The sequence below is a fragment of the Paractinoplanes rishiriensis genome, assembly GCF_016862375.1.
Taxonomy (GTDB): domain Bacteria; phylum Actinomycetota; class Actinomycetes; order Mycobacteriales; family Micromonosporaceae; genus Actinoplanes; species Actinoplanes rishiriensis.
Window position 1 is genome coordinate 119,634 of sequence record NZ_BOMV01000078.1, and the last position, 26,343, is coordinate 145,976.

Below are 26,343 nucleotides of genomic sequence, written 5' to 3' on the forward strand. Positions count from 1 at the left end.
AATTGGTAATGCATACCGGATTTGTGCGGTTACCCTCGCGCCAGCGGTCAGGAACTGACCGCAATCCCCTCTAGCGTGACCGGTATGACTCTCCCCAGTGGGCAGGCCCCCAACGAGCAAGCCCCCAGCAGGCGGGCCGGCGTCGGACCGGTCCCCAGCAGGCAGGCCCTCAGCAGGCAGGCCCTCAACCGCGCCACCCTCGCCCGCCAGATGCTGCTCGAGCGGGCCACGCTCGACGCGCCCGAGGCCGTGACAAGGCTCGGCGGCCTCCAGGCGCAGACCCCGCAGACCTGGTACGTGGGCCTGTGGAGCCGCCTGGCCGCCTACTCCCCCGGCGGGACCTCACGCCTGCTGGCCGACGGCGCCCTGGTCCGGATGGCCCTGATGCGCTCGACCGTCCACCTGGTGACCGCCGACGACGCGGCCTGGCTGCGCCCCCTCGTCGACCCGGTGATCCTGCGCAGCACCATGGGCGCCTTCGGCCGCGAGCTGACCGGCGTCGACCGCGCCGAACTCGTCAAGGCCGCCGACGCCGCCTTCGCCGCCGACGGCCCGCTGACCGGCACCGAACTGGGCCGGCGCCTGCTCAACCACTGGCCGGCAGTCCTGCCCGCGACACTGGGCCAGGCGGCGCGGGCGTGGATGCCACTGGTCCAGGCTCCGCCGCGCGGCCTGTGGGGCCGAAGCGGGCGGGCCGCACACCTGCCGTTCCCCGGCGCCCTGTCCCCGGTCACACCGGAGTTGGCGGACCGGCTGGTGCTGCGCTATCTGGCCGCCTTCGGCCCGGCAACCGTGCGCGACTGCCAGCAGTGGAGCGGTCTGACCCGCCTGGCCGAGGTCGTCGACCGCCTGCGCCCCGGCCTGCTCACCTTCCGCGACGACCAGGGCCGCGAGCTGTTCGATCTGCCGGACGCACCCCGGCCCGACCCCGAGACGCCGGCACCGCCCCGGTTCCTCTACGACTTCGACAATCTCCTCCTCTCCCACGACGACCGAAGCCGCGTAGTCGGCGACGTGGACTACACAACCCAGGGCTTCGGCGGCAAGAACATGGAACAGCCCCGCTCGCTGCTACTGGACGGATTCGTGGCCGCCACCTGGAAGGTCGCCGCCGGCACCCTGACGGTGCGCCCCTTCCGGCAGCTCACGGCGACCGAGCGCGACCAGGTCGAGCTCGAGGGAGCCGCCCTGCTCGAGTTTCTGTCTCCCGGCAAGCAGCACCAGGTGGAATACGCCTGATCAGCCGACCACGTGCCGGACCACCGCGGGTCCGAGGCTGCGGGCTATCGCCGCCTCCACCGCGGCCCAGGTCTCGGTGTGCTGAACCCAGGCCGGCGGCCGGCTGCGCTGCGGCCCGAACAGGTACCGGTGCGGCACGACGTCCCGTAGCGCCTGGTGCACGTCGAGCTTGTCGTCGATGAAGTGGGTGATACCCAGGTCCGCGCAGTGCAGGGCCTTGTCCGGCCGCCGGAGGCAGAACCGGATGTTGTCCCGCGGAATCCCCGTGCGCCCCGCGAAGTCGTGGTGATCGAGCCACTGCCGGGTGTGCCGCTGAACCCGCTCCCCGCACTTGGAGACCAGCCAAACCTGCTCGAACCGCGGCACCAGGCGAGCCAACGCCGCGAACGCCCCCGGCACGGCCGGCGTGGCCAGCATCCGCGCCGTGTCCCCACTGAAGAACTGCGTGTCGCCGCCACCGGGACCACCGCCGCCGATGATGACCCGGCCGATGTCGACCCCGAGCCGCGAACCTTGTGTTTCCATGCCTCCAGCCTGGCGACCAGGATACTAAAGCAGAACTATCGATAATGACGCAGCTATAGTTATCCCCTATGGACGAGCGTGCAGTCTCCGCCGATGCCCTGGCTTCCTTCGCCGTCTTCGCCGAGCACCTCAACTTCACCCGCGCCGCCACGGAACTGCACATCTCCCAACCCTCCCTGCACGTAAAGATCCGCAAACTGAGCACCACCCTGGGCCGCCCCCTCTACCACCGCACCGGCCGCCGACTGCTGCTCACACCCGACGGCGAAGCGGTGGCCCGTTTCGCCCGCGCCCACGACGAACGGCTGACCCAGTTCCTCGCCGACTTCGCCGGCGCCCCCGCCCATCGCCCGGTGGTGCTGGCCGCCGGCCAGGGCGCCTACCTCTACCTCCTGGGCGACACGATCCGAACCATGCTGGCCGAGGAACCAACCCGCCTCCGCCTCATCAACTGCGACCACCGCCAGATGCTCGCGACGGTCCGCACCGGCCAGGCTCACCTGGGGGTGAGCGTCCTCGACGTCCTCCCCGACGACCTGACCGCCGTGGAACTGGCCACCTTCCCCCAGGTGCTGCTCCTGCCCGACGACCATCGCCTGGCCACCCGCCGCACCGTGCGCATCCGCGACCTCGCCGGCGAACGCCTGGTGGTGCCACCCCAGCACCGCCCACACCGCGTCCTGCTCGAACAGGCCCTACGGACCGCGCGCGCAGACTGGACCGTGGCGGTGGAGGCCGAAGGCTGGCCCCTGATCACCCACTTCGTGGCCCTGGGCGTCGGCCTGGCAGTGGTCAACGGCTGCGTCCCACCCCCGGCCGGCCTGGTCGCCCGCCCCGTCACCGACCTGCCCGAGGTCACCTATCACGCGGTCCACCAGCCAGATGCCCTGTCCGACCCTCGCGTAGCCGGCCTCCTCAACCGAATCAGCCCAACCGACCGCCACCCGACGTAGAACCGGACGCTTGTCCATCGCTCAACCTCGCGGCGCGTAGAACTGGCCGAGCACGAACAGTGGGATCAGGACGGCGATCCAGAACAGCGCGCGGTTGCTCGGTCGAGGGCCGTCGCGCAGCACGGCGACACCGAGCGGCACGAAGACGACGCACAACGCCGCCGCTGCGATCAGCGACTGCGGGATCTGGGTGCCCTTGAGGGTGCCCAGCGCGAGCATCGAGACCGTGCCCAGGCTGACGGCACGAAGCGGCCCCAACGCCCCGGAACGGTAGGCGCCGATGGCCAGCACCACCCAGCCCGCCACAATCGTGCCGGCCAACATGCGGAACGGGTGCCAGCCCACGTCCCGCCAGGCCAGGTAGTAGTGGTCGACGGCGGCGACCGCGGCCGGCACGCCCTGGCTGTCGACCAGGTGGAAGGCCAGGTGGTCGGTGCCGAAGTGAAATGTGCGGGTGAACAGCCCGAACATGACCAGGCAGCCACCCCACAGCGCCCACCCGGGGTGAGTGGCACCGATCCGGTGAGCCAGCGCCAGGACGGCCGGCCACAGCAGCACCGTCCCACTGGCGAAGCACGCGTACGAGGCCGTGATGAGTCCGGGCTGCTTCTCATAGGCCGCCAGCTGGTCGGGGAAGAAGAAGTGATAGCGGATGCGCAGCAGCACTCCGGTGAGAATGAGCAGCGGGCCGAACACCGCGGCCAGCCCCGCAACCCAGCGGCCGGGGTAGGCGACACCCCGGTGAGCGGCGGCTCCGGCATTCTCGGCGCGCCGGTGGGCGATCGTCGTGCGCCATCTGGTCGGCATCGGTCCGCCTGCCTTTCTGCGATGTGTCGCGGTGGTGCGGACATCGTGCGGCCGGGGGCGGTTGCGGCGCGTCTGGCTGTGGTCGTGAGTTGTGGGCGCCAATCTCTAACCACGGTCAGAGCCGAGAGTTCAGACCCTGGTCTGATGCCACCCGTCGCCCACGCCGATACGTTTCTCCGCATGAATTCAGCAGCGCGCCGGCTCGGCGGTCGCCGGGCACTCGTGGACGTGGCGGTCGCCGTCGTGTTCACGCTGCTGATCGGCTGGGCGATCGTCGACCCGCCCGGCCCCGCGTCGCCGTGGCCGTCATGGTCGGCGTGGCTGGTCGGGGCGGCACTGTCCGGGCCGGTCGTGGTTCGCCGGCGATGGCCGCTGCCCGCTCTGGCGGCTGCCGGTGCGGTCGCCGTGCTGGCCACGGTGCTCGGGGCCGTGGCGGCTGGCATGATCGTTCTGTCCTTCATGCCGACCGTGCTGGTTCTTTACCTGGTCGCCTGCACCATCTCGCCCGGCCGGTCGGCGGCTGCCCTGGCCGGCTGCGCCGTCGCCGCCTGCGCCGCCATCCTGTTCTTCTACCGCGACGTGTTGCCCACGTTGCCGCCGGCGCCGGCGGTAAGCGAGCTTCCGCCGTACTGGCCCGTCGAGATCGGGACCATCTCGGTGGCAATGGTCATCGCGTGGGCGGCCGGGCTACTGGTGCGTGCGCGGCGGGTCACCAGCGCGAGGCTGGCCCGCGAGATCGCGCATGCCGCCGTGGTCGAGGAACGCCTGCGGATCTCCCGCGAGCTGCACGACGTCATCGGGCACAGCATGAGCCTGATCGCCGTCAAGGCCACGGTGGCCAACCACGTCGCCGACGCCCAACCGGACGAGGCGCGCGCCGCGCTGGCCGCGATCGAGCACACCAGCCGCACCACGCTCGCCGAGATCCGCCGGGTGCTCGGCGGGCTACGCACCGACTCCGACCAGCACCACCCCGACCTGCTTCCCACCGGCCTGGCCGACCTGCGCGAGCTGGCCGACCGCATCGGGTCGGCAGGCGTCGAGGTCGACCTCGCCCTCGTCGGCGACGCTCCGCTTCCGGCCGTGCTGGGCCCGACGGTCTACCGGATCGTGCAGGAAGGGCTGACCAACGTTCTCGCCCACACGACCGCCACGCGATGCCGGGTCGCCGTGGAAGTCCACCACCAGGAGGTAACCATCGAGATAACCAACCCCGGACCGCTGCGCCGCTCACGGGTGCCCGCCGGCGGCGGCTACGGGCTGATCGGGATGCGCGAGCGGGTGATGTTGTACGGGGGTTCGTTCCACGCCGGGCCGATTCCCGATGACGGCTTCCGCGTCGCGGCGCGCCTGCCGTTCGAGCCATCCGGGTTGCCGCAATGAGTGAGATCCGCGTCCTGATCGCTGAGGACGAGGTGCTGGTACGGGACAGCTTCCGCCTGCTCGTCGACAACACGCCCGGCATGGTCACCGTGGGCGAGGCGGGCAACGGCGCCGTTGCGGTGGAGCGGGCTCGCGAAACCATGCCCGACGTGGTTCTGATGGATGTGCGCATGCCCGGCACGGACGGCATCGAGGCGACCCGGCAGATCTGCAACACCGAACAGACCGCCGGTGTCCATGTGCTCATCTTGACCACGTTCGACCTGGACGAGTACGTCTACGCCGCGCTGCGGGCCGGCGCCAGCGGCTACCTGCTCAAGGACTCGACCGCGCCCGAGCTGCTGGCCGCCATCCGGGTGGTGGCCTCCGGCGAGGCGCTGCTCGCGCCGTCGGCGACCCGCCGGCTGATCGCCGAGTTCGTCCGTCGCCCCGCCCGCTCACCGGTCCCCCGCAACCTCGACGGCGTCACCACCCGCGAACGCGACGTCCTCGCCCTGGTCGGCCAGGGCCTGTCGAACACCGAAATAGCCGACATCCTCCATTTGACGGTCGGCACCGTGAAGTCCCACATCACCCACCTCCTGTCCAAACTCAACGCCCGCGACCGCGCCCAACTGGTGATCGCCGCCTACGGCACCGGCCTGGTCGGCACCCCAACCCCCTGACCGCCCGCCGACGCCCAGTGGCCGGCCACGCTGGGCGCCAGCGGTTGGCGCGGTCAGCGCAGGCGGCTGCGTGCGGCGCAGCCGGCACGGGCGGCGCTGGACGCGCGGCACGCGGTCGCCTAACGGCAGCGACACCACGCTGGCGGGATTGCTGCGGACCGTGAGTGGCACCGGCTGGCCCGCCCCGGAGGCGCCACAGTGGGCTCCCGGGACGGGCCAGCGAATGGAAGGAGAGGCGAATGGAAGGAGATCAGCAGGCGATGATGATTTCGGTGGACGCGGCACACGTGTTGGCGCCTAGTGGGTCGTCGGCTGTGTCGACTCCGGCCTGGCCGATCAGGTCGTCGGGGCCGGGGCCGCCGTCGAGGAAGTCGTTGTTCGGGCCGCCCTGGAGCAGGTCTACGCCCGGGCCTCCGTTTTGGTTGTCGTTGCCGTAGTTGCCGTTGACGGTGTCGTTGCCGTCGGCGCCGGTCAGGGCGTCGTTGTCGTTGCCGCCGTTGACGGTGTCGTTGCCCTGGCTTCCGGTGATGGTGTCGGGGCCGTCGTCGCCGGACAGGACGTCGTCGCAGCCGTTGCCGTCGATCAGGTCGGCGCCGTCGGAGCCGTTGACGATGTCCTCGCCGGGCACCTGGCCGGCAATGTTGTCGCCCCAGATGGTGTCGCCGCCGCCGTTGCCGATGATCAGGTCGTTGCCGCCGCCACCCACGATGGTGTCGGCGAACGGGGAACCGATCAGAGTGTCGTCGAACGGGGTGCCGACGATCGGGGGCGGCGGGTTCACGGCGCCGCTCAGGTTGACGGTGATGCCTGGGCCCTGCGGCTCGCACGGGCCGGCCGCGAACGCCGGTGAGGCGGACGCGGCTACCAGGGCCGAGGTCATACCGATCAGGACGGCGGCCGCGCCGGCGGCCTTGGTTCGGAACATGCATTTCTCCCTTGTCTGGGCGGGAGACCAGGGGCCACGAGTCGGGTTCGTGACTGTCTCCTTGTTGGCAGGCGCCCCGTTGGCGCCAAACAGATGACCCAGTACGCGGCCGCGGGATACGACAATTCCGCGATGGACCCCATCGAGCGCCTCCGGGCGGAGCTCAACCGCGACCCGAGCGCAGTGGCCGACGCCGCCGGCGCGCTCGTGGACGCGGCCCGGCAAGCCGGCGACGCGACGGCGCTCGGCCGGGTGCTGGCGGTTCGCGGCCGGGCCCGCCGCTACCTGGGCCAGATCGACCTGGCCGTCACCGACCTGACCCGTGCCATCGCCGCCGCACAGGACGGCGGCGACGACGATGTCACCGCCGACGCGCACATCGGACTGGCTCTCGCGCTGGTTTTCGCCGGCCGTCCGGCCGACGCCTTCGGCCATCTGGATCAGGCACATCGGATCGGTTCGGCCACCTTGCGGGCGTACGCGGCGCTGCAGCGGTGCGTCATCCACCAGCGCGTCGGCGACCACAAAGCCGCTCTCGCCGGATTCGAGGCCGTGCTACCCGCGTTGCGAGCCCTCGACCTGCGCACCGACATCGCCAAGGTGCTGGTCAACCGCGGCGTCCTGCTGATCAACCTGGGCGACTGCGACGGCGCGGTCAGCGACTACACCGAGGCGGCCGCTCTGTTCGAGGCCGAGGAGCAACCCTTCGGCGTCGCCGAAACCGAGCACGGCCTCGGGTGGGCGCACGCCCGGCGCGGCGATCTGCCCCGCGCGCTGTCGCACCTGGACCGCGCGGCCGAACTCTTCCACAAACTGGGACACGCCGCGCTGGAGGTCGACGTGGACCGGATCGAGGTGCTGCTCGCCGCCGGCCTGGGCGGCCCCGCCACCGACCTGGCTGTCGCCACCGCCGAACGCCTCACCGCCGCCGGCAACCAGGGCCACGCCGCCGAAACCTGGCTGCTGTGCGCCCGCGCCGCCCAACTCGACGGTGACCACACCGCCGCCACCCGATACGCCGAGCGGGCCCGCGCCTCGTTTGCCAAACAGGGTTCGGTCGGCTGGGAACGCACCGCCCGCCTGGAGGTCCTCCGCGCCGCCGCCGGAACGATCAACGCAGGTGCGGGTGCGCGAAGGGCAGCGGGAGGAGGCACAGGCGCCGGAGCGGTGCACGAGCTGCGGGCTCTCGGGGCCGAACTCGACGCGGGAGGCAACGCCCGCGGAGCCGCCACCGCCTACGGCCTCGCCGCGGTCGCTGCCTGCGAAGCCGGGGACCGGGAGCTCGCCGCCGCTCTGTCGGCGGAGTGTGCGAAGCGATCCGGGCGGCTAGGGATTCTTGAGGTTCGGATGCTGGCCTCTTACGCCGGAGCCCGGTGTGCGCTGCTCGTCGGTGACCGGAACGCGGCGGCTCGGCGCATCCGGGCCGGTCTCGCTCATCTGCATCGGCACCGGGCTACTCTGGCCGCCACCGACGCGCGCGCCTCGGTTGCCGTGCACGCGGCTCATCTGACTTCGCTCGGCCTTCGCCTCGCCATGCAGCACCGGTCGCCGGCCGCCCTGCTGCGGCGGATGGAGCAGGCCCGGGCCGGCGCCACGCTCTGGCTGCCGAGTCGTCCGCCCGAGCAGCCCGAACTGGCCGCCGACCTGGCCGCCTTGCGAGCCGTGGTGTCCCGGCTCCGGGAGCGCGAGTCGGCCGGCGCGGACACCGCCGACCTGTTGCGGCGCCAACGTGAGCTGGAACACGCCGTCCACCGCCGCCAGCTGCGGGCGACAGCCGCACGCGACAAACCGCAAGGCGAAGAACCCGGCGTCGCCGACCTGCGCTGCCAACTGCGCGGCCGGACCCTGATCTCCATCGCCGAGATCGACGGGCAACTGGTCGGCGTCCGGATCGACGACCGCCGGCCGCACGTTGCCACCCTCGGGCCGGCCAGCATCGTCTACAGCGCAGCCGCCGCCATCACCTCGGCCCTCCGCTGCCACGACAGCCGGCGTGATCTGCTGCGCCGGGCCACCCTGATGATCGACCGGGCGGTGTCTCCGCTGCTGACCGGGGACGGGCCGCTGGTCCTGGTCGTCCCGGCCGCGCTGCACGCCGTACCGTGGCATCTTTTGCCCTGCCTGGAGCGGAAACCGGTGGCTCTGGCCCCCTCGGTCACCTGGTGGTACCACGCCGAAAAGGCGGCTGACGACGACGGTGGCGTGATCGCGGTCAGCGGGCCGCATCTGGCCGAGGCCGACCGGGAGGCCGCCGCCGTGGCCGGTCACTATCCACAGGCAACGCTGCTGACCGGCGCCTCCGCCACCACCTCCGCCGTCCTCGCCGCGATCTCCACCGCCCGGGTCGCGCATCTCGCCTGCCACGGCGTGGTCCGGCACGACAATCCCCTGTGGTCGGCGCTGGAGCTCAGCGACGGGCCGCTTTACGCGTACGACCTGGAAAGATTGCCCCGCACCCCACCGCTCGTGGTCCTCTCGGGCTGTCACACCGGAGTCGGCGTGCGCGCCGGCGATGCCCTCCTGGGGCTGGCCACCGCCCTCTTGGTGCACGGCACCCGGCGCCTCGTCGCGGCGGTCTGCGCCCTGCCCGATACCCCTCGCACCGCCGCTATGATGGCCGCCCTGCACGCCCGGGTCGCGGCCGGCGCGTCCCCGGCATCCGCGCTCGCCGAGCTGGCGGCCGAGGACGACGCGGCCGCTTATCTGTCCTGCTTCGGAACGACGTAAGGGAGCCACGCGTCTGTGGAGATCAACGCGGCCGAGGACCGCACCGACGCCGATCTGCTGGCCAGCGTGGCGGCCGGGGGCGAGCCGGCCCGTACGGCGTGGTCCACGCTGGTCGGCAGGTATTCGGCTCGGCTGTACGCGGTGGCCCGGTCGTTCGCGCTGGACCCGTCCACCGCCGAGGATCTTGTGCAGACCGCCTGGCTGCGGCTGCTGGAACGGGTCGACCGGATCCGCGATCCGGACGCGGTCGGCGGGTGGCTGGCGACCGTGGTGCGCAACGAGGCCCGCAACCGGATCACCCGGCGCCGGGAGATACCGGCCGAACTCTCCCTGGACTCGCCGGCCGACGACGCGGGGGTGGACAGCCGGCTGCTGCGCGACGAGCGGGCCGATGCGATCCGGTACGCGTTCGCGCACCTGGGCGCCGAGTGCCAGCAGCTGCTCCGGCTGCTGATCGCCGAGCCGGCGCTGAGCTACGACGAGATCGCCGCGGCGCTGGGTCGGCCACGCGGCGCGCTCGGACCGACCCGCCGGCGCTGCCTGGAACGGCTGCGCACCCACCTACCGCCGGGGTTCGAGCGATGAGCCGGGTCCTGGACGTATCCATCGAGCCACTGGCGGGTCCTGTTATCCGACAGCCACATCCACAGGGAGCGCGGCGATGACCGACAACTTCGAGGACGCCCGGCTGCTCGACGAGCTGCGGCGGGCACTCGGACCGGACCGGCCACCGGCCGGGATGGCCGGGCGCGCCGAGGAGCTGCTCGCGTTCGCCGGCTTCGACCGGGAACTGGCCGAGCTGCTGGCGGACGACGCGACCGCGCCCACGGGGGTACGTGGCCCCGCCACCGTCGCCGAACCGCTGGTGTTCCGGTCCCGCGACGGCGCGCTCACCATCGAGCTGACCGTGACCGGCGACCGGATCGACGGTCAGGTGATCGGCGACGGCGCCACCGAGGTCGTGCTCGAGCAGCGGTCCGGGCCGCAGCCGGCCGCGCCGGTCGACGAACTCGGCCGGTTCGGCTTCGACACGCCCGGTGCCGGGCCGGCGCGGTTGCGGGTGCTGGGTGGCTGGACCAGGCCGGTGACCACCGACTGGTTTCTTCTCTGACCCCAAGGGGGCGTACGCATGTTCCACCGCCTCGCCGCAGCCGTCGCGTTAGCCGTTGCCGTGGTGGCCGGCGCCGCGCCGGTTGACGACATCGAGCTCAACACCGCCCGGCTGCTGGCCGCCCAACTCGACCAGCGGGCCCAGGTCGACGACAGTTCCGTGACCGACTGCAAAGTGCCGGAGACGGCCACCCGCTCGATGGTCGCCGCCACCTCCGGGGTCGGGGCGCTCGCCTACCGGACCGACCGGATCGCCCTGCGCGGCTGGCTGGGCACCGACGGCACCGAGGCCGCCGACAAGGTGGCCGACGTGCTCGGTCCCGACCACGTGGTCGCCGGGTCCGAGGCGGTGGTCTTCAGCGACGCGGTCAAACCGGTCTACTACGTCGGGCTGGAGCGACGCGACGGCTCCGACAGCACCGATCCGCCGCCGATCGTGGAGCTGTCCCGCCGGATCCGGCACCTCAGCGGTGGCACCATCACCGCCTCTCCGGTCTATCTGCTCTCGCCGGCCAGCGGCCCGACCGAGGGCTGGCCGAACGGTCCGCCGGTGCCGACCTCCGAGGTGCCCAAGGTCCGCGCGTCCGGCCTCGGCGCCGGGGTCACCGCGGCGGTGTACGACACCGGGGTGCCGTCGGACGACGACGCCAACCTGCCGCCCAACCTGAGCCGGCTGACCGGCCAGGACGTGGAGGAGATCGACGTGGAGGCGCCGTTGGACGTTGCCGACGAGCGCTGGACCGGGCACAGCGTGGCCATCGCCGACGTCTTCAACACCCTGGCGCCCGGGTTGAAGGTCGAGGCCGTGAAGGTCACCGAGCCGACCGGCGTGTTCACCGACGAGTCGGCGGCCAAACGGATGGCCCGTACGCTGCGCGCCGCCCACCAGGCCAAGGTGTGGCCCGAACTGATCGTGAACGCGTTCGGCTCGCCGGCCTGCGTGATCGATCCGGCCGACCCGGCCAAGGGCGACATGGTGCCGCTCGGCCTCGAGATGGTGGCGGACGCCGTCGACCTGCACGACCAGGCGCTGATCCTGGCCTCCGCCGGCAACCGGACCAGCGACGACCACTACTACCCGGCCGCGTTCACGCACCCCGCCGTGATCTCGATCGGCGCCCTGAACCTGGCCGGCCAGTGGACGTCCACCACCCGCTCCGGCGTCGTCGCCGACTTCTCCAACTACGGCGATTGGGTCGACGCCTGGGTGCCGGGCGTCAAGTTGTCCACCCGGCACGTCCGCGGCGTGGCCTTCGAACCGGGCGGCAAGATCGTCGACGGTCAGGCCCTGGTGGACGGCACCTCGTTCGGCCCGTCCTACCTGGGCTCGCTGATCGCCGAGCAGATGCAGGCCCAGGGTCAGAGCCCGCTGGCGGCCTGGCAGTCGGTCGCCGCCAGCGGTGTCCGATGCGAGAAGTCGGGCGGCGGCGTGGCGCTCGCGCTGACCGACCTGGCAGCCACGGCCACCACGAAGGGAGCCACGGGTACACCCAGCTGCTGATGGGTTCAGGCGCCGGCCGCGTGCAGGTTGGTGATCACCGCGGTGGACTTGCCGACCAGGGCGGTGGCGATCCGGCGGTCGGCGCCCGGCAACCAGGACAGGGCGAGCGCCGCCCGGCGTAACCGCAACTGGCTCGTCGAGGCGGGCAGGAACCAGCGTGCGCCGGACCGGGCGACCCGCTGCTTCTCGGTCACCACCGGCCGCAGGTCCCGCTCGTACCGGGCCAGCGCGGCCGGGATGTCCGGCTCGCGCACCAGATGCTCGGCCAGCACGTCCGCGCCCGCCACGCCGAGCGAGGCGCCCTGGCCGGCCAGCAGCGAGACCGCGTACGCGGCATCGCCCAGCAGCACCACCCGGTCGCGGGACCAGGACGGCATCTCGATCTGTGCCACCTCGTCGTAGAAGACCCGGGCCGGCGGCGGCAGCTGGGCCAGGGCGCGCGGCACCAGCCAGCCGAGCGAACCGTAAACGCTGCGCAGCGCGGCCACCGGGTCGGCGGGCAGCGCCGGGTCGGGGGCGCGGTGCACGGTGAAGACCGCCACCCGGCCGTCGCGCAGCGGGTAGAAGCCCATCTGGCGGTCGACCGTGTCGGTCAGGCAGATCTGGCCGTCGACCTGGCCGTGCGCCTCGGGGTCGGCGAACGACCACGCCGCGGTGTGGAAACCCAGGTAACGCCGGAACCCGGGGCCGAACACGGCGTGCCGCACCCAGGAGTGGATGCCGTCGGCGCCGACCAACAGGTCACCCTCGACGGTGCGGCCGTCTTCCAGGGTGACGGTGACGCCGTCCGGCCGGTTGTCGACGGCGGCCGGCCTGGTCGCGTACGAGATCGGGATCTGCGCCGGAAGCTGCTCGCGCAGCGCCCGCTCCAGGTCGGGCCGCATCACGCTGACCAGGCGCCCGCCGACCATCCGGCTGATGTTCGCGTAGCTCATCGAGGCGCGCCGGCGGCCGGTTTCGTCGCGGTAGGTCAGCTCGTCGACGCGGTAGCCGTAGCGCTCGATCCCGGCGAGCGTGCCGGTGGCCTCGGCCGCGTCGTAGCCGGGGCCGAAGAAGTCGATCATGTAGCCCTGTTCGCGCAGGCCGGCCGCCTGCTCCAGGACGACGACGTCGGCACCCAGGCGGCCCAGTCGCTGCGCGAGCGCCAGCCCGGCAATCCCGGCGCCGCAGATGATCACCCTCATCAGTCCTCCTTGAAGAGCCTTTCCAGTACGGACACGTCAAAACCGGGCAGCAGCGCGCGGTGCAGCAGGATGCCGTCGATCGAGGCGGCCAGCACGGCGGCGGTGGCCTCGGGCGACGGCACTCCCAGCGCGGTCAGCCGATCGGTCAGCGCGGCCCGGAAGTCGGCGACGATCAGGCCCAGGTCGTGCCGCAGCGTCTCGTCCCGGGTGGCGGCCAGGTAGGTCTCGGTGACCAGCAGCGACATCGGGTCGAGGCCGTCGTGCTGGGCTATGAAGCCGGTCAGCACCGTGATCACCGCGCCCGGCGTGGCGGCCCCGGCCAGCGCCGGGGTGACCTGTGCGAGCAGGGTCCGGATGGTGCCGACTGCCGCCTCGCGCAGCAGCGCCTGCACCGAGGCGAAGTGGTAGTGCACGACGCCGGGCCGCACCCCGGCCCGCTCGGCCAGCACGCGGGTGGTCACCGCGGTCCAGCCCCGCTCGACGATCAGATCGATCGCGGCGCTGAGCAGTCGCCCGGCGGTCTTCTCCGGCATGCGCCCTCCAGGGATTTGGACGATCGCCCAAATCATAGCGCGTGGGCAAAGCCTCCTAAACTGGTGCGAAGCGTCGGTATCGTGACAACCGTGTTGAGACGGATCGCCGCGCTGGGCCGGCGGCGTGCCGGTTCCGATCACGGCGGCGTCGCGGCGATCCTGGCCGTACTGCTGTCCGGCGGCGTGGTCCTCGGCATGAGCGCACTGGTCATCGATCTCGGCCAGTTGTACGTCGAACGCGAGCAACTGCAGAGCGGAGCCGACGCCGCGTCGATGAAGGTCGCCCTGAACTGCGCCAACAACAGCATCTCGTGCAGCTCCGCGCTCCAGTCGCCGGTCGCCGTCGCGTACGCCAAAAAGAATGCGAAGGACGGCCAGGCCGATGCGCAGATCTGCCTGAGCGGGACCACCTGCCCGACCTGGAACACGGCCGTGACCTGCAAGCCGCTACGCACGCCCGCGCCCGGCCAGTCGATCGGCAACTGGGTCGAGGTGCGCACCACGACGGTCACCTCGACCGGGTCGACGCTGTTCCCGCCGACCTTCGCGGGGGCGCTGGCCGGCGGGAACTACAAGGGCAAGCAGGTCGGTACGTGCGCCCGGGTCAACTGGGGCCCGCCGGCCGTGGACAAGGTCTTCGCGCTGGGCATCTCGATGTGCGACTGGAAGCGGATGACCTCGAACGGCAGCACCTTCTACGGCCCGCTCGACACGCTGCTCAGCCAGGCCGGCCTCTACTCGATCCTCGGCCTCACCAAGCCGGCCGTCGGCGCCGACAGCGCCATCCCGCAGGCCGCGGCGCTGAACGCGCTCGGGCTGCCGATCCCGTCCTGCACCACACCGGTGATCGACCTCACCGAGCCACGCGGGTACGTGTGGCTGCACCACCCGGATCTCACCCCGCCGGACAGCAACTGCATGCTCAGCCTGAAGATCGGCGACAAGCCGCGCGGGTTCCTGCTCTCCGGGTTGACGATCGGGAACACCTGCGTGCAGAAGCTGGCCGCGGTGCGCGGCGGCCCGCCCATCCTGGTGCCGATCTTCGACGAGATCAGCCCGGCGCTGGTCTCGCTGGCGCCGGAATACCGCGTCGCCGGCTTCGCGCCGTTCGTGGTCACCGGCTACACCTCGCTCCTGCCGGGCGTGGTCGGCGCGGTGGGCAGCCTGCTGAGCGGCGGCCTGCTGCCGGCCGTGGCCAACATTCTCTGCGGCCTCTCCGCCTGCATCTACGGCTACTTCACCAGGACCCTGGTGCCGAAGGCGGCGCCGGTGTTCGGCACCGGCCCCAACTTCGGCGCCACGGTCATCGGGCGTACCGGCTAACCGGTGTGGTCGTGGTGGGCACCCAGCGCGGGCTTGCCGCCCGGCTCGACCACCACGAACTGGCCCATCATGCCCTCGTCCTCGTGCCGCAGCACGTGGCAGTGGAACATGTACGGCGTGCTGGGGTCGGCGAAGTCGGTGAACCGCATGATCACCGTGTAGCCCTCGTGCGGCGGCAGGAACACGGTGTCCTTCCAGCCGCTGAGCTGCGGCGGCACCGGCCCGCCGTCGGTGCGGCCGAGCACCTGGAACTGCACGTCGTGGATGTGGAAGCTGTGCGGGGTGGAGTGCCCGTTGCGGACCGTCCAGACCTCGGTGGTGTCCCGGGTGATCACCGCGTCGACCCGGTCGTGCGCCATCTTGCGGTCGTTGATCTTGCGGCTCGTGAAGGTCATCGAGCGCTTCTCGGCGGCCGTCGCGGGGTCCAGGCGCGGGGTGTCGACCAGCGTGGCCGGCACCTCCGCCGACGGCCGCAGCGTCCCGGCGGCCCGCAACTCCAGCACGTCGAACCGGTCGCCGCCGCCGTGGAAGCGCCGCTCGGCGAAGTCGCCGTCCGGCATCGGCGGGTCGCTGCGCAGCACCACCCGCTCGCCCGGCCGCATCGCGACCAGCACCTCGGCGCGCTCACCCATCGACAGCGGGAGGTGGGTGACCTGGTACGGGCGATCGAGGAGCCCGCCGTCGGTGCCGACCAGCGTGAACGGGCGGCCGTCGGAGAGCGCGAAGTTGAAGAGGCGGGACGTCGACCCGTTGAGCAGGCGGAGCCGGACCAGCTCGGTCGTGACCTCCAGGTACGGGTTCGGCGTGCCGTTGACCAGCAGGGTGTCGCCGAGGATGCCGATGTCACTGCCGAACCGGCCGTTCTCGTCGAACTGGCCGTCGCCGTCGAACTCCTTGTCCTGCACGATCACCGGTACGTCGTCGACGCCGTACTCGTGCGGCAGGCTCTTGACGTCGGTCGCCGGGTCGTCGATCAGGAACATGCCGGCCAGCCCGCGGTAGACCTGCCGCTCGGTGCTCTCGTGCGGGTGCGGGTGGTACCAGAGGGTGGCGGCCGGCTGGTCGATGCGCCACTGCGGGCTGAACGTGGCACCGGGCCGGATCGGCTGGTGCGGCCCGCCGTCCATCCGGGCCGGCAGGTGCATGCCGTGCCAGTGCACCGTGGTGTCCTCGCCGAGCCCGTTGGTGATGTTGACGACCACCCGCTCGCCACGCGTGGCCCGCAACGTCGGCCCGAGCAGCGCCCCGTTGTAACCCCAGGTGCCGGTCCGGCCGCCCCGCCCGAGATCGGACTGCCCGGCCTGGCTGCGCAGGTCGAAGACGCGCTGCCCGTCCTTGACCGTGGACGCGGCCAGCGGCGGCACCGCCAGTTGCCGGTCGAACGTCACCTGCCCGACCGTGTTGATCCCGGGCCGGGTGAACAACCAGACGATGGCCCCGATGCCGGAAACGACCAGCACCAGTCCAAAGATCAAGAACTTCCGCATGAGCCGAGGTTGCCGGTGCCGCCAGTTGCTTAGGAACAGCTGAGCGATCAAGCCGGGGAAAGCTCGGGGGCTCCGGGTCAGCCCCTCAGGGAAACCCCCGTACCCCGAGGGAGGTACGGGTTGAGCCGGCCCCACGCGGTCAGCTCCCGCATCAGCCACCGGGGCGCCCGCACGTCCAGCGCTCCGAGCCGCAACTCCCCCGCGTACCACCGGACCAGACTGGCCGTGTCGGCGGTTACTTCGCCGTCCTCGTCGAAGCCCGGCGACTGCGCACACACCTCGTTGCCGGTGCCGGACAGGACCAGCCAGAACCGACTGGGCGGCGGCCGACCGGTGATCACGAACAGGACCACGATCCGGTTACGCGGCAGCGTCTCCGGCCGGATCATCCGGGACAGCATCCACAGCGCCAGGTAGGGGTCCTGATCCTCCGGCCGGGCCGAGCGCCAGCGCGCACCCCAGGCGCCCAGTTCCAGGCAGACCTCGGCGAGTTCGCGTCCGCTCGCGCTCAGGGCGTACCGGCCGGCCTCGTCGTGCTCCAGCACGCCCGCGCGTTCGAGGGTGCGCAGCCGCTGGGCGAGCACGCTGCGCGGCAGTCCCGGCGCGCCGTCCAGGATCTCGGTGAACCGGCCGCAGCCCAGGTACAGGTTGCGGATGATGATCGGCGTCCACCGCTCCGCGAAGATCTCGGCGGCCAGCGCGATCGGACAGTACTGCCCGTAGCCCCGCATGCCCGTCACGCTAGTCCGTTATTCAAACTATCGGTCCCGAGTGTCCGGCGGTTGTCTGGGCCTATGAGGTATCAACTGACGGCCTCGGAGGCCGAATTCTACGAAACCACGTTCGTGCCGGCTCTGTTCGCCGCTTGGGCTCAGCGTTTGATTGATGCCGTACGCCCGCAGCCCGGTGAATCGGTGCTCGACGTCGCGTGCGGTACGGGTGCGGTGGCCCGCCTGGCATCCGAGCTGGCCGGTCCGGTGGTCGGCCTGGACCTGAACGAGTCGATGCTGGCGGTAGCCCGGAAGATCACGCCGTCGGTGCACTGGCAGCAGGGCGACGCGTGTGCCCTGCCGTTCCCGCCGGCGTCGTTCGACGTGGTGCTGTCCCAGGCGGCACTGATGTTCGTGGACGATCGCGTGCTGGCCCTGCGCGAGATGGGCCGGGTGTCGCGGGGCCGGATAGCGGTCCAGGTGCCGGGCCGGCTGTCGGCGAGCGCCGGCTACCGGCCGCTCGCCGAGGTGGTGGCCCGGCACGCCGACCCGGCCCTGCTGGGTGCGTACTTCGCGGTGGGTTCGCCGTCGGTTTTGCGCGGCTTGTTCGAGGATGCGGGCCTGACGGTCGACGACTTCGTGACGTGGACCGGTGCGACCAGGCTGGACTCGCTGGAGACGTTCCTGGCCGTGGAACTCCTGCCGGTGGCCGACCGGGTGTCTCCGGCCGTGCGGGAGCGCATCGTCGACGAGTGCCGGGTGGCGATGGCCCCCTTCGTGGACCCGAGCGGCGCGGTGGCGGCCCCGATCGAGGTCCATCTCGTGCTGGGCCACCGGTCATGACCATCGACCTGGGCGTACCGGTGGTCTTCGTGCACGGTGGCCTTTGCCCCGACCTGTTCCACCCGCTGCTCACCGAGCCCGCCCTGGCCGACCGGCGTCTCATCCGCTACCACCGTGCCGGATACGCCGGCAGCCCGCATGTCGGCTTCTCGGTCGGCGCTCAGGCCGCCCACCTGGGCTCCCTGCTGCGCCACCGGGGAATCGACCGCGCGCACGTGGTCGGCCATTCGTCCGGCGCCTGTATCGCCCTGCAGTTCGCCCTGGATCAGCCGGATGCGGTGCGGTCCCTGGCCCTGCTGGAGACCGCGCTGCTGGCGGTGCCGAGCGGCCCGTTCGCCGCCGTCGCAATGCGCCAATTCCAGGCAGGCGAACGCGCGGCGGCCGTACGAACCTGGTGGACCGGCGTAGCCGGCGAGGACAGCACCCTGGGCGAGTCCGACGCGGACACCTTCTTCGGCCACGAGCTGCCCGCGGTCCGCGCCTGGTCGTTCGGCCCCGCGGAGGCGGCCCGCATCAGCCAGCCGGTGCTGGCGGTGCTGGGCGCCCGCAGCCACGAGGTGACGCCCGTCTTCAACCAGCGTCACGAGCTGCTGCTGAGCTGGCTCCCCCGGGCCGAGTCCCTGATCCTCCCCCACGCGACCCACCTGCTGCCGGCCCAGAACCCGGCCGGTTTGGCCGAGGGGTTGGCCCGCTTCTTCACCAAAATGCCCTGACCACCACCGCCTTACTGCGTCCCGGACATGGTTGCACCCCGGCTCTCCTTCGGGCGCCGCGCCGGTAGCCCCGGGAAAGCGCTTGCCATACGATCGGCGAAATACTGCAAATAGAGGGACGTCAACGTCTCGGCCAAGCCGGGCAATAGTCACCAAACTACCGCCGACCGCCGAGTCGGCATTTCGCGATGCATCCGAATCAATGCAACAAAGCTGCAAATGGCGGCCATTGACTGATTTGCGGTGGCCTTCTTACGTTGGTGGAAAGGCACAGCCCCAACGCAGGGAGGCCCTACCGTGCGAAAATCCCGGGTCGTTTCGGCGGCGATTGTCGGCGCCGCAGTCACGGCACTGGTCGTGACGATCGGCGCCGCCGCCAACGCGGCCACGCTGTTCTCCGACGACTTCAACGACGGCAACGCGAGTGGCTGGAGCACCTCCGGCGGGACCTGGTCGGTGACCTCCGGCGCCTATACACAGTCGAGTTCCAGCGCCAGCGCCAAGGCTCAGGCCGGCTCGACCTCGTGGACCACCGCGACGGTTTCCGCCCGCGTACGTCCCGATGCTTTCGGCACCAACGGCTCGCGCGGCCTCGGGATCGCCGCGCGCGTGCAGAGCACCTCGAACTTCTACGCCCTCGTCGTCACCGGCACCGCCGTGCAGATCCGGGAGGGCGCGTCCTCGGTTCTCGCGTCGGCCTCGTTCACCGCCAGCGCCGGCACCACGTACACCCTCTCCTTGAGCGCGACCGGCAGCTCCCTGGTCGGCTCGATCAACGGCACCCAGGTCGTGTCCGCCTCGGACAGCTCGCTCACATCCGGGCGCGCCGGGCTGCTGGCCAACTACGTCCGCGGCACATTCGACGACGTCGTTACCACCGACGCGGCCGGACCGACGCCGACCACCACGCCGCCGACGCCGCCGACGTCCGGCCCGACCACTCCGCCGCCCACGGACCCCACCCCCGGACCGACCGGACCGACCCCGCCGCCCGCGTCCGGCGTCATCGGCTGGGCCGCGATGGCCGGCGGCACCTCCGGCGGTGCGGGCGGCACCACGGTCACGGTGAGCAGCTGGGCCGACCTCCGCACCCAGGCGCAGGCTTCGGGCGCCCGGACCATCCTGGTCAGCGGCATGCTGAGCGGCTCCGGCACGATCGAGGTCACCGCGAACAAGACGATCCGCGGCGTCGGCTCCGGCTCCGGCGTCTCCGGCACCACCCTCAACATCGAGGACATGACGCCGGCGAACGTGATCATCCAGAACCTGAACATCCGCGGCGTCCCCGGCGGCGACGCCATCCAGATCGAGAACGCCTCGCACATCTGGATCGACCACAACACCCTGTCCAGCACCATCGAGGACGACGTCGACTTCTACGACGGCATGATCGACATCACCCACGCGGGCGACTACGTCACGGTCTCCTGGAACATCGTCCGCGACCATTGGAAGACGTCGCTGGTCGGCCATTCCGACGGCAATTCCGGCGAGGATGTGGGCCACCTGCGCGTGACCTACCATCACAACTGGTTCGACCGCACCTTCGAGCGCAGCCCCCGCGTCCGCTTCGGCGAAACGGTCCACGTCTTCAACAACTACTACACCAACGTCAACAACAACAGTGACTCGTACGCGATAGCGTCAACCATGAACGCGGGCGTACTGGTAGAAGGAAACGTCTTCGAAAACGTGCAACAGGCCTGCTGGTCCGCCAGCGGTTACGCCGATTCCGATCCCGGCCGCCTGGTGGCCAGAGACAATTCCCTGACAAACTCCGGCCCGTGCGAAACAAACGGCTCGGTGGCCGCGATCCCGTACGCCTACACCGCCCAGAGCAGCACAAACGTCAAGGCATCAGTGACCGCCGGAGCAGGAGCCGGCAAACTCTGAAAAGACCGCAGATGCAGGGCATGACGCGCGCATGCCCTGCATCTGCCATTTCCCCATCACCCTTCCTCATGCCTCACCCCGCCCTTCCCCTCAGCTCCCACCTCTCCTCACCCGCCCTCCCCCTCAGCTCCCACCTCCCCTCACCCCGCCCCACCTCCGCCCTTCCTATCTCGCGATCTTGTCGAATTCCCGCCGCCCCACATTCCAAATTCGCCAAGATTGAACCGCCGGTAACCGATCTTGTCGAATTCCGTCATCCGCCCGACACGAATTCAACAAGATCGGCCAATGGCGCAGCGGACCGCCGGGCCGCGTCAATGCCGCACCTCTCCCGACATGAAGTGGGCCAGATCACCGGCGGCGAAGCCAGCACTGGAGCCCGCAACGCAACAGACCACCCCATGATGTGCGTGCTTACGCACATGCGCGGTAGTTTGGCGATGTGAGCGAACCCGAGGACAAGATCGGCGCTTGGGCGGCGCTGCTGCGGACGCACGCGGCGGTTCTCCCCCGGCTGGAACGCGCACTACTGCGCACCGGCCTGCCGATCACCTGGTACGACGTGCTGCTCGTACTGAACGCGGCCCCCCACCGGCGGCTGCGGATGACCGAATTGGGCCAGCAGGCGGTGGTCAGCCGCGAACGGGTCAGCCGCGTGGTGACCGAGTTGGAGCGCGAGGGCCTGGTAGAACGTCAGTCCAACCCGGATGATCGCCGCTCCGCCTTCGCCGCCATCACTCCGGAGGGCCGCCGCCGTCTGCGAGCCGCCGCTCCCGTATACCTGGACGCCGTGGAGCAGCACTTCTCCGGCCACCTCAGCGACGACGAGGCCAAGGTGATCGCGACGGCGCTATGGCGAGTCCTGGGCGCCGAAGAGACCCGCCGGAACCGCTGACCGGCCAGGGCAAAGGCCAGAGCCGCCGACCAGCCAAGTAAGGGCGGAGCCGCTGACCGGCCGGCCAGGCAACGGGGCGAAGCCGCCGACCGGCCAGGTAACAGGCGCGTCGGCCGCGCTGTGGGGTCCCGCTCTCGCAGCCACAGTCCGCGACACCACGCCCTCAGCTCACAATATGTGCGTGCGCACACAGTTGACTTATCGTCTCCTGCGAGGCCAGAATGTGCGTACGCACGCACTTGAAGCACGAACAGCCACAACCGCGGAAGCAGCCAAGAAGGAGCATCAACCATGACCACCATCGACGCGCCGATCCGCCAGTACCAGGGCACCACCCTCCCCGCCCCCGGCGTCTGGGAGATCGATTCCGGGCACACCGAGGTCGCGTTCATCGGCCGGCATTTCATGCTCACCAAGGTCCGGGGCCGCTTCACCGGCATCACCGGCGCCATCACCGTCGCCGACGACCCGGCCGCCTCGACCATCGAGGTCGGCATCGACATGGCCAGCGTCGAGTCGGGGAACGCCACCCGCGACGAGCACCTGCGTTCGGCCGAACTGTTCGACGTCGCCGCCTATCCGACCGCCGCCTTCCGCAGCGCCGGCATCGTGTGGCAGGGCGCCGGCGGGACCGTCGACGGCGAGTTGACCATCCACGGCGTCACGCGGCGGGTGAGTCTCGAGGTGGAGTTCGAGGGGTATGCGCGCGATCCCTGGGGCGGGCACCGCGCCGTCGCCTCGGCGCGGACCCGGATCGACCGGGAGGACTTCGGGATCACCTGGAACATGGCGCTCGAGACCGGCGGACTGCTCGTCTCCAAGGAGATCCAGATCGAGATCAACCTGGAGGCGGTACTGAAGGGCGCGTGAGAGACGACACGCCGGGGCACCGTATCTGGTATTGCGGCAACGGCGCCTCTCCCATATATGGTGTGCCCGCAGCTGGTTCGATCATCGCTCCACGGTGGTCGAGGCAAGAGGGAACCCGGTGTGAGTCCGGGACTGCCCCGCAGCGGTGAGTGGGAACGACCGCCGTCAACCAAGCACTGGGTGTGAGCAACGCCTGGGAAGCGACGGCCAGTAGGCACGAGTTGGGCGCCCACGAGTCCGAAGACCTGCCAGCGCGCCGCACGCCGACCGGTGTGCGGCGGTCGACGGCCGCGCGGGACGGCCGACGCCAACGAGCCTCCGCTGGCGTACCCCCGCGCGTCCGAACGACCTCCACGAGGGCGCGAGGGAGAGGCATATGCAGGTACGCAAGCGCAACGGCGACCGGGAGACCGTCGACGTCAACAAGATCGTCAAGGCGGTCGAGCGCTGGGCCGGCGACCTGGACGAGGTGGATCCGCTGCGGGTGGCGACCCGGACGATCAGCGGGCTCTACGACGGGGCCACCACCGCTGAGCTGGACAAACTGTCGATCCAGACGGCCGCCGAGCTGATCGGCGAGGAGCCGCAGTATTCGAAGCTCGCCGCGCGGCTGCTGGCCTCCTACGTCGACAAGGAGGTCCGCAACCAGGGCGTCGCCAGCTTCAGCCAGTCCATCCGATACGCCCACCAGCAAGGTCTCATCGGCGACGCGACCGCGCAGTTCGTTGCCCGCAATGCGCGGAAGCTGGACGACGCCGTCGACGAGGGCGGCGATCTGCGATTCGAGTATTTCGGGCTCCGGACCGTCGCCGACCGTTATCTGCTGCGCCATCCGCACACCCGGCTGGTGGTCGAGACGCCGCAATACTGGCTGCTCCGGGTGGCCTGTGGATTGTCCGGGACGCCAGCCGAGGCCATCGGTTTCTACCGGCTCATGTCGTCGCTCGCCTATCTGCCGAGTTCGCCGACGCTGTTCAATTCCGGCACCCGGCACACCCAGATGTCGTCGTGCTTCCTGGTCGATTCGCCGCGCGACGAACTGGATTCCATCTACGAGCGTTATCACCAGGTCGCCAAGCTGTCGAAATTCTCCGGCGGGATCGGCATCTCCTGGTCCCGGGTGCGGGGCCGGGGTGCGCTGATCCGGGGCACCAACGGCAAGTCGAACGGTATCGTGCCCTTTCTCAAGACGCTGGACGCCGGGGTGGCCGCGGTCAATCAGGGCGGCCGGCGCAAGGGTGCCGCGTGCGTCTATCTCGAACCGTGGCATCCGGACATCGAGGAGTTCCTGGAGCTGCGCGACAACACCGGCGAGGACTCACGGCGTACCCATAATTTGAATCTCGCCAATTGGATCCCGGACGAGTTCATGCGCCGGGTGGAGGCCGACGAGGACTGGTCGCTGATCGATCCGTCGGACGCTCCGGAGCTGCCCGACCTGTTCGGCGAGGCGTTCGACGAGGCTTACCGCCGGGCCGAGAAGAAGGCGGTCAAAACCTTGAAGGCACGGGAGCTGTACGGGCGGATGATGCGCACCCTGGCGCAGACCGGGAACGGCTGGATGACGTTCAAGGATGCGTCCAACCGGCTCTCCAACCAGACCGGCGTGCCCGGCAACACGATTCACCTCTCGAACCTGTGTACCGAAATTCTCGAGGTCAACAGCGACGACGAGACCGCCGTCTGCAATCTGGGTTCGGTCAATCTGGGTGCGCACGTCACGGCCGGCGGGGTGGATTGGGAGAAACTGCGGGAGACGGTACGCACGGCGGTCGTTTTCCTGGACCGGGTCATCGACATCAATTACTACCCGTCACAGCAGGCGGAACGGTCAAATCCCCGTTGGCGGCCGGTCGGGTTGGGGCTGATGGGACTTCAGGACGCCCTCTTCACGCTGCGCCTGCCGTTCGACTCGGCCGCGGCCCGGGAACTGTCCACCCGCGTACAGGAAGAGATTTTCCTGACCGCGCTGGAGACATCGGTGAGCCTCGCCGCGCAGTTCGGACCGCACCCGGCCTATCCGGAAACCCGCGCCGCCTGCGGCGAACTGCACCCCGATCTGTGCGGCGTGGAAACCAGTCAGCCGGAACGCTGGACCGCGTTGAAAGCCGAAATCGCCGAACACGGCCTGCGCAATTCGCTGCTCGTCGCGATCGCGCCGACCGCCACCATCGCGTCCATCGCCGGCTGCTACGAGTGCATCGAACCGCAGGTGTCCAACCTGTTCAAGCGCGAGACGATGTCCGGCGAATTTCTTCAGATCAACACCTATCTGGTACGCGAATTGAAGTCCCGCAATCTGTGGACCGGCCCGGTCCGCGACCAGATCAAGCGATCCGAGGGTTCCGTGCAGGGAATCGCCGACCTGCCGGCGGAGGTCAGGGAACTGTTCCGGACCGCCTGGGAGCTCCCCCAGCGGGCCCTGATCGACCTGGCCGCCGCCCGCGCGCCCTACATCGACCAGTCCCAGTCGCTCAACCTTTTCCTGAGCGCACCCACCATCGGGAAACTCTCCTCGATGTACCGGTACGCCTGGCAGTCCGGCCTGAAGACGACCTATTACCTGCGTTCCCGTCCGGCCACCCGCATTCAGCAGGCCACCGTTTCGATCGCCCCGGCCGTCGCCGAATCCGAGGCGCTCGCCTGCTCCCTGGAAAACCCCGAGTCCTGTGAGGCCTGCCAGTAATGCTGCTCGATCCCGGAATGGACCTGACCCTGCGGCCGATGAAGTACCCGCACCTCTTCGACCGGTTCAGGGACGCCATCAAGAACACCTGGACGGTCGAGGAGGTCGACCTGCACTCCGACCTCGCCGACCTGAACCGCCTCTCCCCCGCCGAGCAGCACCTGGTGTCACGCCTGGTCGCGTTCTTCGCCACCGGCGACACGATCGTGGCGAACAACCTGGTGCTCAACCTCTATCAACACGTGAACTCGCCGGAGGGCCGGCTCTACCTGTCCCGGCAACTGTTCGAGGAGGCCGTGCACGTCCAGTTCTATCTGAACCTGCTGGACACGTACGTGCCCGATCTCGACGAACGCGCGGCGGCCTTCTCGGCGGTGGAGAACATTCCGTCGATCGCCCGCAAGGCCGAGTTCTGCTTCCGGTGGATCGACTCGGTCTTCGGGCTGCGGTCGCTGGAGACCCGCGACGACCGCCGCGCGTTCCTGCTGAACCTGATCTGCTTCGCCGCCTGCATCGAGGGCCTGTTCTTCTACGGCGCTTTCGCGTACGTGTACCTCCTGCGCTCACGCGGCCTGCTGCACGGGCTCGCGAGCGGGACCAACTGGGTGTTCCGCGACGAGTCGATGCACATGGCGTTCGCGTTCGACGTGGTCGACACGGTGCGGGCCGAGGAGCCGGACCTGTTCGACGCGGAGATGCAGCGAGAGGTCCGCGAAATGATCGCCGAGGCGGTCGAGTGCGAGGTGCAGTTCGCCGAGGACCTGCTCGAACAGGGCGTATCCGGCATGTCACTCGCCGATATGCGCGAATATCTCCAGCACGTCGCCGACCGGCGGCTCCAGGTGCTCGGCATCGAACCGATGTACCACAGCAGGAACCCGTTCGCCTTCATGGAGTTGCAGGACGTCCAGGAACTCTCCAACTTCTTCGAGCGGCGCGTCTCGGCGTACCAGGTCGGCGTGACCGGAAGCGTCACCTTCGACGACGACTTCTAATCCGTCATGTTGACTACTGCATCAACGTTGCCGTCAACATGACCGCGGCAAGGGTTGACCACATTGATCCCGTCAACATGAAGCCATCAACATGAAGCCGTCATCGGCTGAGGACTGACTGCCACTGCTGGCGCCGAACCCGGTCCGGCGTCAGCACGCAGTCGCCACAGTAGCCACCGCCCGGGATCCGGTAATACAGGCAGCAGTTGCGGCGCACCAGGAACCAGCGGTTCCGGCTGGGATCGGGCCGGATCAGCCGGGCGGTGCCGGCCAGCGGCGGCAGCCGCAGCATCGCCTCCACGATCGCGGCGCTGCGGGCCGCGGGAACGAGCCCGGGAGTGGGCAGGGGCACGGCCACGGGCGCGGAGCCGGAACC

Annotated in this window: 24 protein-coding genes and 1 riboswitch; of the genes, 16 read left to right on the top strand and 8 right to left on the bottom strand. The window is 70.3% G+C overall.

Annotated features, from left to right (window positions below; translation table 11 throughout):
- The first annotated feature begins 84 nt into the window (after positions 1–84).
- The gene (locus Ari01nite_RS37300) at positions 85–1,239 is read left to right on the top strand and encodes a winged helix DNA-binding domain-containing protein (RefSeq protein WP_203787298.1); all 1,155 of its coding nucleotides are present in this window, start codon (positions 85–87) and stop codon (positions 1,237–1,239) included.
- On the opposite strand, the gene Ari01nite_RS37305 is transcribed toward Ari01nite_RS37300, so the two are convergent.
- Positions 1,240–1,764 carry a hypothetical protein gene (locus tag Ari01nite_RS37305; protein ID WP_203787300.1) on the bottom strand — a complete coding sequence of 175 codons (525 nt, stop codon included), beginning with the start codon at positions 1,762–1,764 and terminating at the stop codon, positions 1,240–1,242.
- A 68-nt stretch (positions 1,765–1,832) separates the two neighbouring features.
- Here Ari01nite_RS37305 and Ari01nite_RS37310 point away from each other — a divergent pair, with 68 nt between their 5' ends.
- A complete protein-coding gene (locus Ari01nite_RS37310) occupies positions 1,833–2,717 on the top strand; it encodes a LysR family transcriptional regulator (protein ID WP_203787302.1) in 885 nt (294 codons plus the stop codon).
- 21 nt (positions 2,718–2,738) lie between these two features.
- Here Ari01nite_RS37310 and Ari01nite_RS37315 read toward each other — a convergent pair whose 3' ends face one another.
- Positions 2,739–3,524: a hypothetical protein gene (locus Ari01nite_RS37315; RefSeq protein WP_203787304.1), complete on the bottom strand. Its 786-nt coding sequence runs from the start codon at positions 3,522–3,524 to the stop codon at positions 2,739–2,741.
- 180 nt (positions 3,525–3,704) lie between these two features.
- Here Ari01nite_RS37315 and Ari01nite_RS37320 point away from each other — a divergent pair, with 180 nt between their 5' ends.
- The gene (locus Ari01nite_RS37320; protein WP_203787305.1) at positions 3,705–4,907 is read left to right on the top strand and encodes a sensor histidine kinase; all 1,203 of its coding nucleotides are present in this window, start codon (positions 3,705–3,707) and stop codon (positions 4,905–4,907) included.
- Positions 4,904–5,572 carry a response regulator gene (locus Ari01nite_RS37325; RefSeq protein ID WP_203787307.1) on the top strand — a complete coding sequence of 223 codons (669 nt, stop codon included), beginning with the start codon at positions 4,904–4,906 and terminating at the stop codon, positions 5,570–5,572. The genes Ari01nite_RS37320 and Ari01nite_RS37325 overlap by 4 nt, the downstream gene beginning before the upstream one ends.
- A gap of 250 nt (positions 5,573–5,822) precedes the next feature.
- Here Ari01nite_RS37325 and Ari01nite_RS37330 read toward each other — a convergent pair whose 3' ends face one another.
- Entirely contained in the window at positions 5,823–6,497 is a 675-nt protein-coding gene (locus Ari01nite_RS37330) for a calcium-binding protein (protein ID WP_203787309.1), read from the bottom strand.
- 132 nt (positions 6,498–6,629) lie between these two features.
- Between Ari01nite_RS37330 and Ari01nite_RS37335 the strand changes: the two genes are divergently transcribed.
- The 4 genes from Ari01nite_RS37335 (at position 6,630) to Ari01nite_RS37350 (ending at position 11,835) form a co-directional block, all read left to right on the top strand.
- Entirely contained in the window at positions 6,630–9,224 is a 2,595-nt protein-coding gene (locus tag Ari01nite_RS37335) for a CHAT domain-containing protein (protein ID WP_203787311.1), read from the top strand.
- Between the two features lie 15 nt (positions 9,225–9,239).
- Complete coding sequence (locus Ari01nite_RS37340; protein ID WP_203787313.1) at positions 9,240–9,809, top strand: RNA polymerase sigma factor; 570 nt, start codon at positions 9,240–9,242, stop codon at positions 9,807–9,809.
- Between the two features lie 76 nt (positions 9,810–9,885).
- Entirely contained in the window at positions 9,886–10,335 is a 450-nt protein-coding gene (locus tag Ari01nite_RS37345) for a hypothetical protein (protein ID WP_203787315.1), read from the top strand.
- An 18-nt stretch (positions 10,336–10,353) separates the two neighbouring features.
- Positions 10,354–11,835: a S8/S53 family peptidase gene (locus tag Ari01nite_RS37350; RefSeq protein WP_203787317.1), complete on the top strand. Its 1,482-nt coding sequence runs from the start codon at positions 10,354–10,356 to the stop codon at positions 11,833–11,835.
- 5 nt (positions 11,836–11,840) lie between these two features.
- Here Ari01nite_RS37350 and Ari01nite_RS37355 read toward each other — a convergent pair whose 3' ends face one another.
- Positions 11,841–13,019, bottom strand: coding sequence for an FAD-dependent monooxygenase (locus tag Ari01nite_RS37355; RefSeq protein ID WP_203787319.1), 1,179 nt, complete (start codon positions 13,017–13,019; stop codon positions 11,841–11,843).
- Positions 13,019–13,552: a TetR/AcrR family transcriptional regulator gene (locus Ari01nite_RS37360; protein ID WP_203787321.1), complete on the bottom strand. Its 534-nt coding sequence runs from the start codon at positions 13,550–13,552 to the stop codon at positions 13,019–13,021. Before Ari01nite_RS37360 ends, Ari01nite_RS37355 begins: the two co-directional genes overlap by 1 nt.
- Before the next feature lie 90 nt (positions 13,553–13,642).
- On the opposite strand from Ari01nite_RS37360, the gene Ari01nite_RS37365 reads away from it, so the two are divergent.
- Positions 13,643–14,875 (top strand): pilus assembly protein TadG-related protein, encoded by a 1,233-nt coding sequence (locus Ari01nite_RS37365; protein WP_203787323.1) that lies wholly within the window; start codon positions 13,643–13,645, stop codon positions 14,873–14,875.
- On the opposite strand, the gene Ari01nite_RS37370 is transcribed toward Ari01nite_RS37365, so the two are convergent.
- Both Ari01nite_RS37370 and Ari01nite_RS37375 read right to left on the bottom strand, forming a co-directional pair.
- Positions 14,872–16,362, bottom strand: coding sequence for a multicopper oxidase family protein (locus tag Ari01nite_RS37370; protein WP_203787325.1), 1,491 nt, complete (start codon positions 16,360–16,362; stop codon positions 14,872–14,874). The genes Ari01nite_RS37365 and Ari01nite_RS37370 overlap by 4 nt on opposite strands.
- Before the next feature lie 77 nt (positions 16,363–16,439).
- Positions 16,440–17,093: a winged helix-turn-helix transcriptional regulator gene (locus Ari01nite_RS37375; RefSeq protein ID WP_203787327.1), complete on the bottom strand. Its 654-nt coding sequence runs from the start codon at positions 17,091–17,093 to the stop codon at positions 16,440–16,442.
- Between the two features lie 63 nt (positions 17,094–17,156).
- On the opposite strand from Ari01nite_RS37375, the gene Ari01nite_RS37380 reads away from it, so the two are divergent.
- The 7 genes from Ari01nite_RS37380 to Ari01nite_RS37410 all read left to right on the top strand — a co-directional run bounded on the left by Ari01nite_RS37380 (position 17,157) and on the right by Ari01nite_RS37410 (position 25,967).
- Positions 17,157–17,915, top strand: coding sequence for a class I SAM-dependent methyltransferase (locus Ari01nite_RS37380; RefSeq protein ID WP_203787329.1), 759 nt, complete (start codon positions 17,157–17,159; stop codon positions 17,913–17,915).
- The gene (locus Ari01nite_RS37385; protein WP_203787331.1) at positions 17,912–18,628 is read left to right on the top strand and encodes an alpha/beta fold hydrolase; all 717 of its coding nucleotides are present in this window, start codon (positions 17,912–17,914) and stop codon (positions 18,626–18,628) included. Before Ari01nite_RS37380 ends, Ari01nite_RS37385 begins: the two co-directional genes overlap by 4 nt.
- Positions 18,629–18,925: 297 nt before the next feature.
- The gene (locus Ari01nite_RS37390) at positions 18,926–20,521 is read left to right on the top strand and encodes a pectate lyase family protein (protein WP_203787333.1); all 1,596 of its coding nucleotides are present in this window, start codon (positions 18,926–18,928) and stop codon (positions 20,519–20,521) included.
- 442 nt (positions 20,522–20,963) lie between these two features.
- Positions 20,964–21,416 carry a MarR family winged helix-turn-helix transcriptional regulator gene (locus Ari01nite_RS37395; RefSeq protein WP_239163341.1) on the top strand — a complete coding sequence of 151 codons (453 nt, stop codon included), beginning with the start codon at positions 20,964–20,966 and terminating at the stop codon, positions 21,414–21,416.
- A 291-nt stretch (positions 21,417–21,707) separates the two neighbouring features.
- Positions 21,708–22,286 carry a YceI family protein gene (locus Ari01nite_RS37400; RefSeq protein WP_203787335.1) on the top strand — a complete coding sequence of 193 codons (579 nt, stop codon included), beginning with the start codon at positions 21,708–21,710 and terminating at the stop codon, positions 22,284–22,286.
- Positions 22,287–22,342: 56 nt separating this feature from the next.
- Positions 22,343–22,553, top strand: a riboswitch (cobalamin riboswitch).
- A 109-nt stretch (positions 22,554–22,662) separates the two neighbouring features.
- Positions 22,663–24,972, top strand: a complete 2,310-nt coding sequence (locus Ari01nite_RS37405; RefSeq protein ID WP_203787337.1) for a ribonucleoside-diphosphate reductase subunit alpha — start codon at positions 22,663–22,665, stop codon at positions 24,970–24,972.
- On the top strand, positions 24,972–25,967 hold the full coding sequence (locus Ari01nite_RS37410; RefSeq protein ID WP_203787339.1) for a ribonucleotide-diphosphate reductase subunit beta: 996 nt from the start codon (positions 24,972–24,974) through the stop codon (positions 25,965–25,967). The genes Ari01nite_RS37405 and Ari01nite_RS37410 overlap by 1 nt, the downstream gene beginning before the upstream one ends.
- Positions 25,968–26,067: 100 nt before the next feature.
- Here Ari01nite_RS37410 and Ari01nite_RS37415 read toward each other — a convergent pair.
- Positions 26,068–26,343, bottom strand: a 276-nt coding sequence (locus tag Ari01nite_RS37415; protein WP_203787341.1) for a (2Fe-2S)-binding protein, incomplete at its 5' end; no start/stop codon positions are given.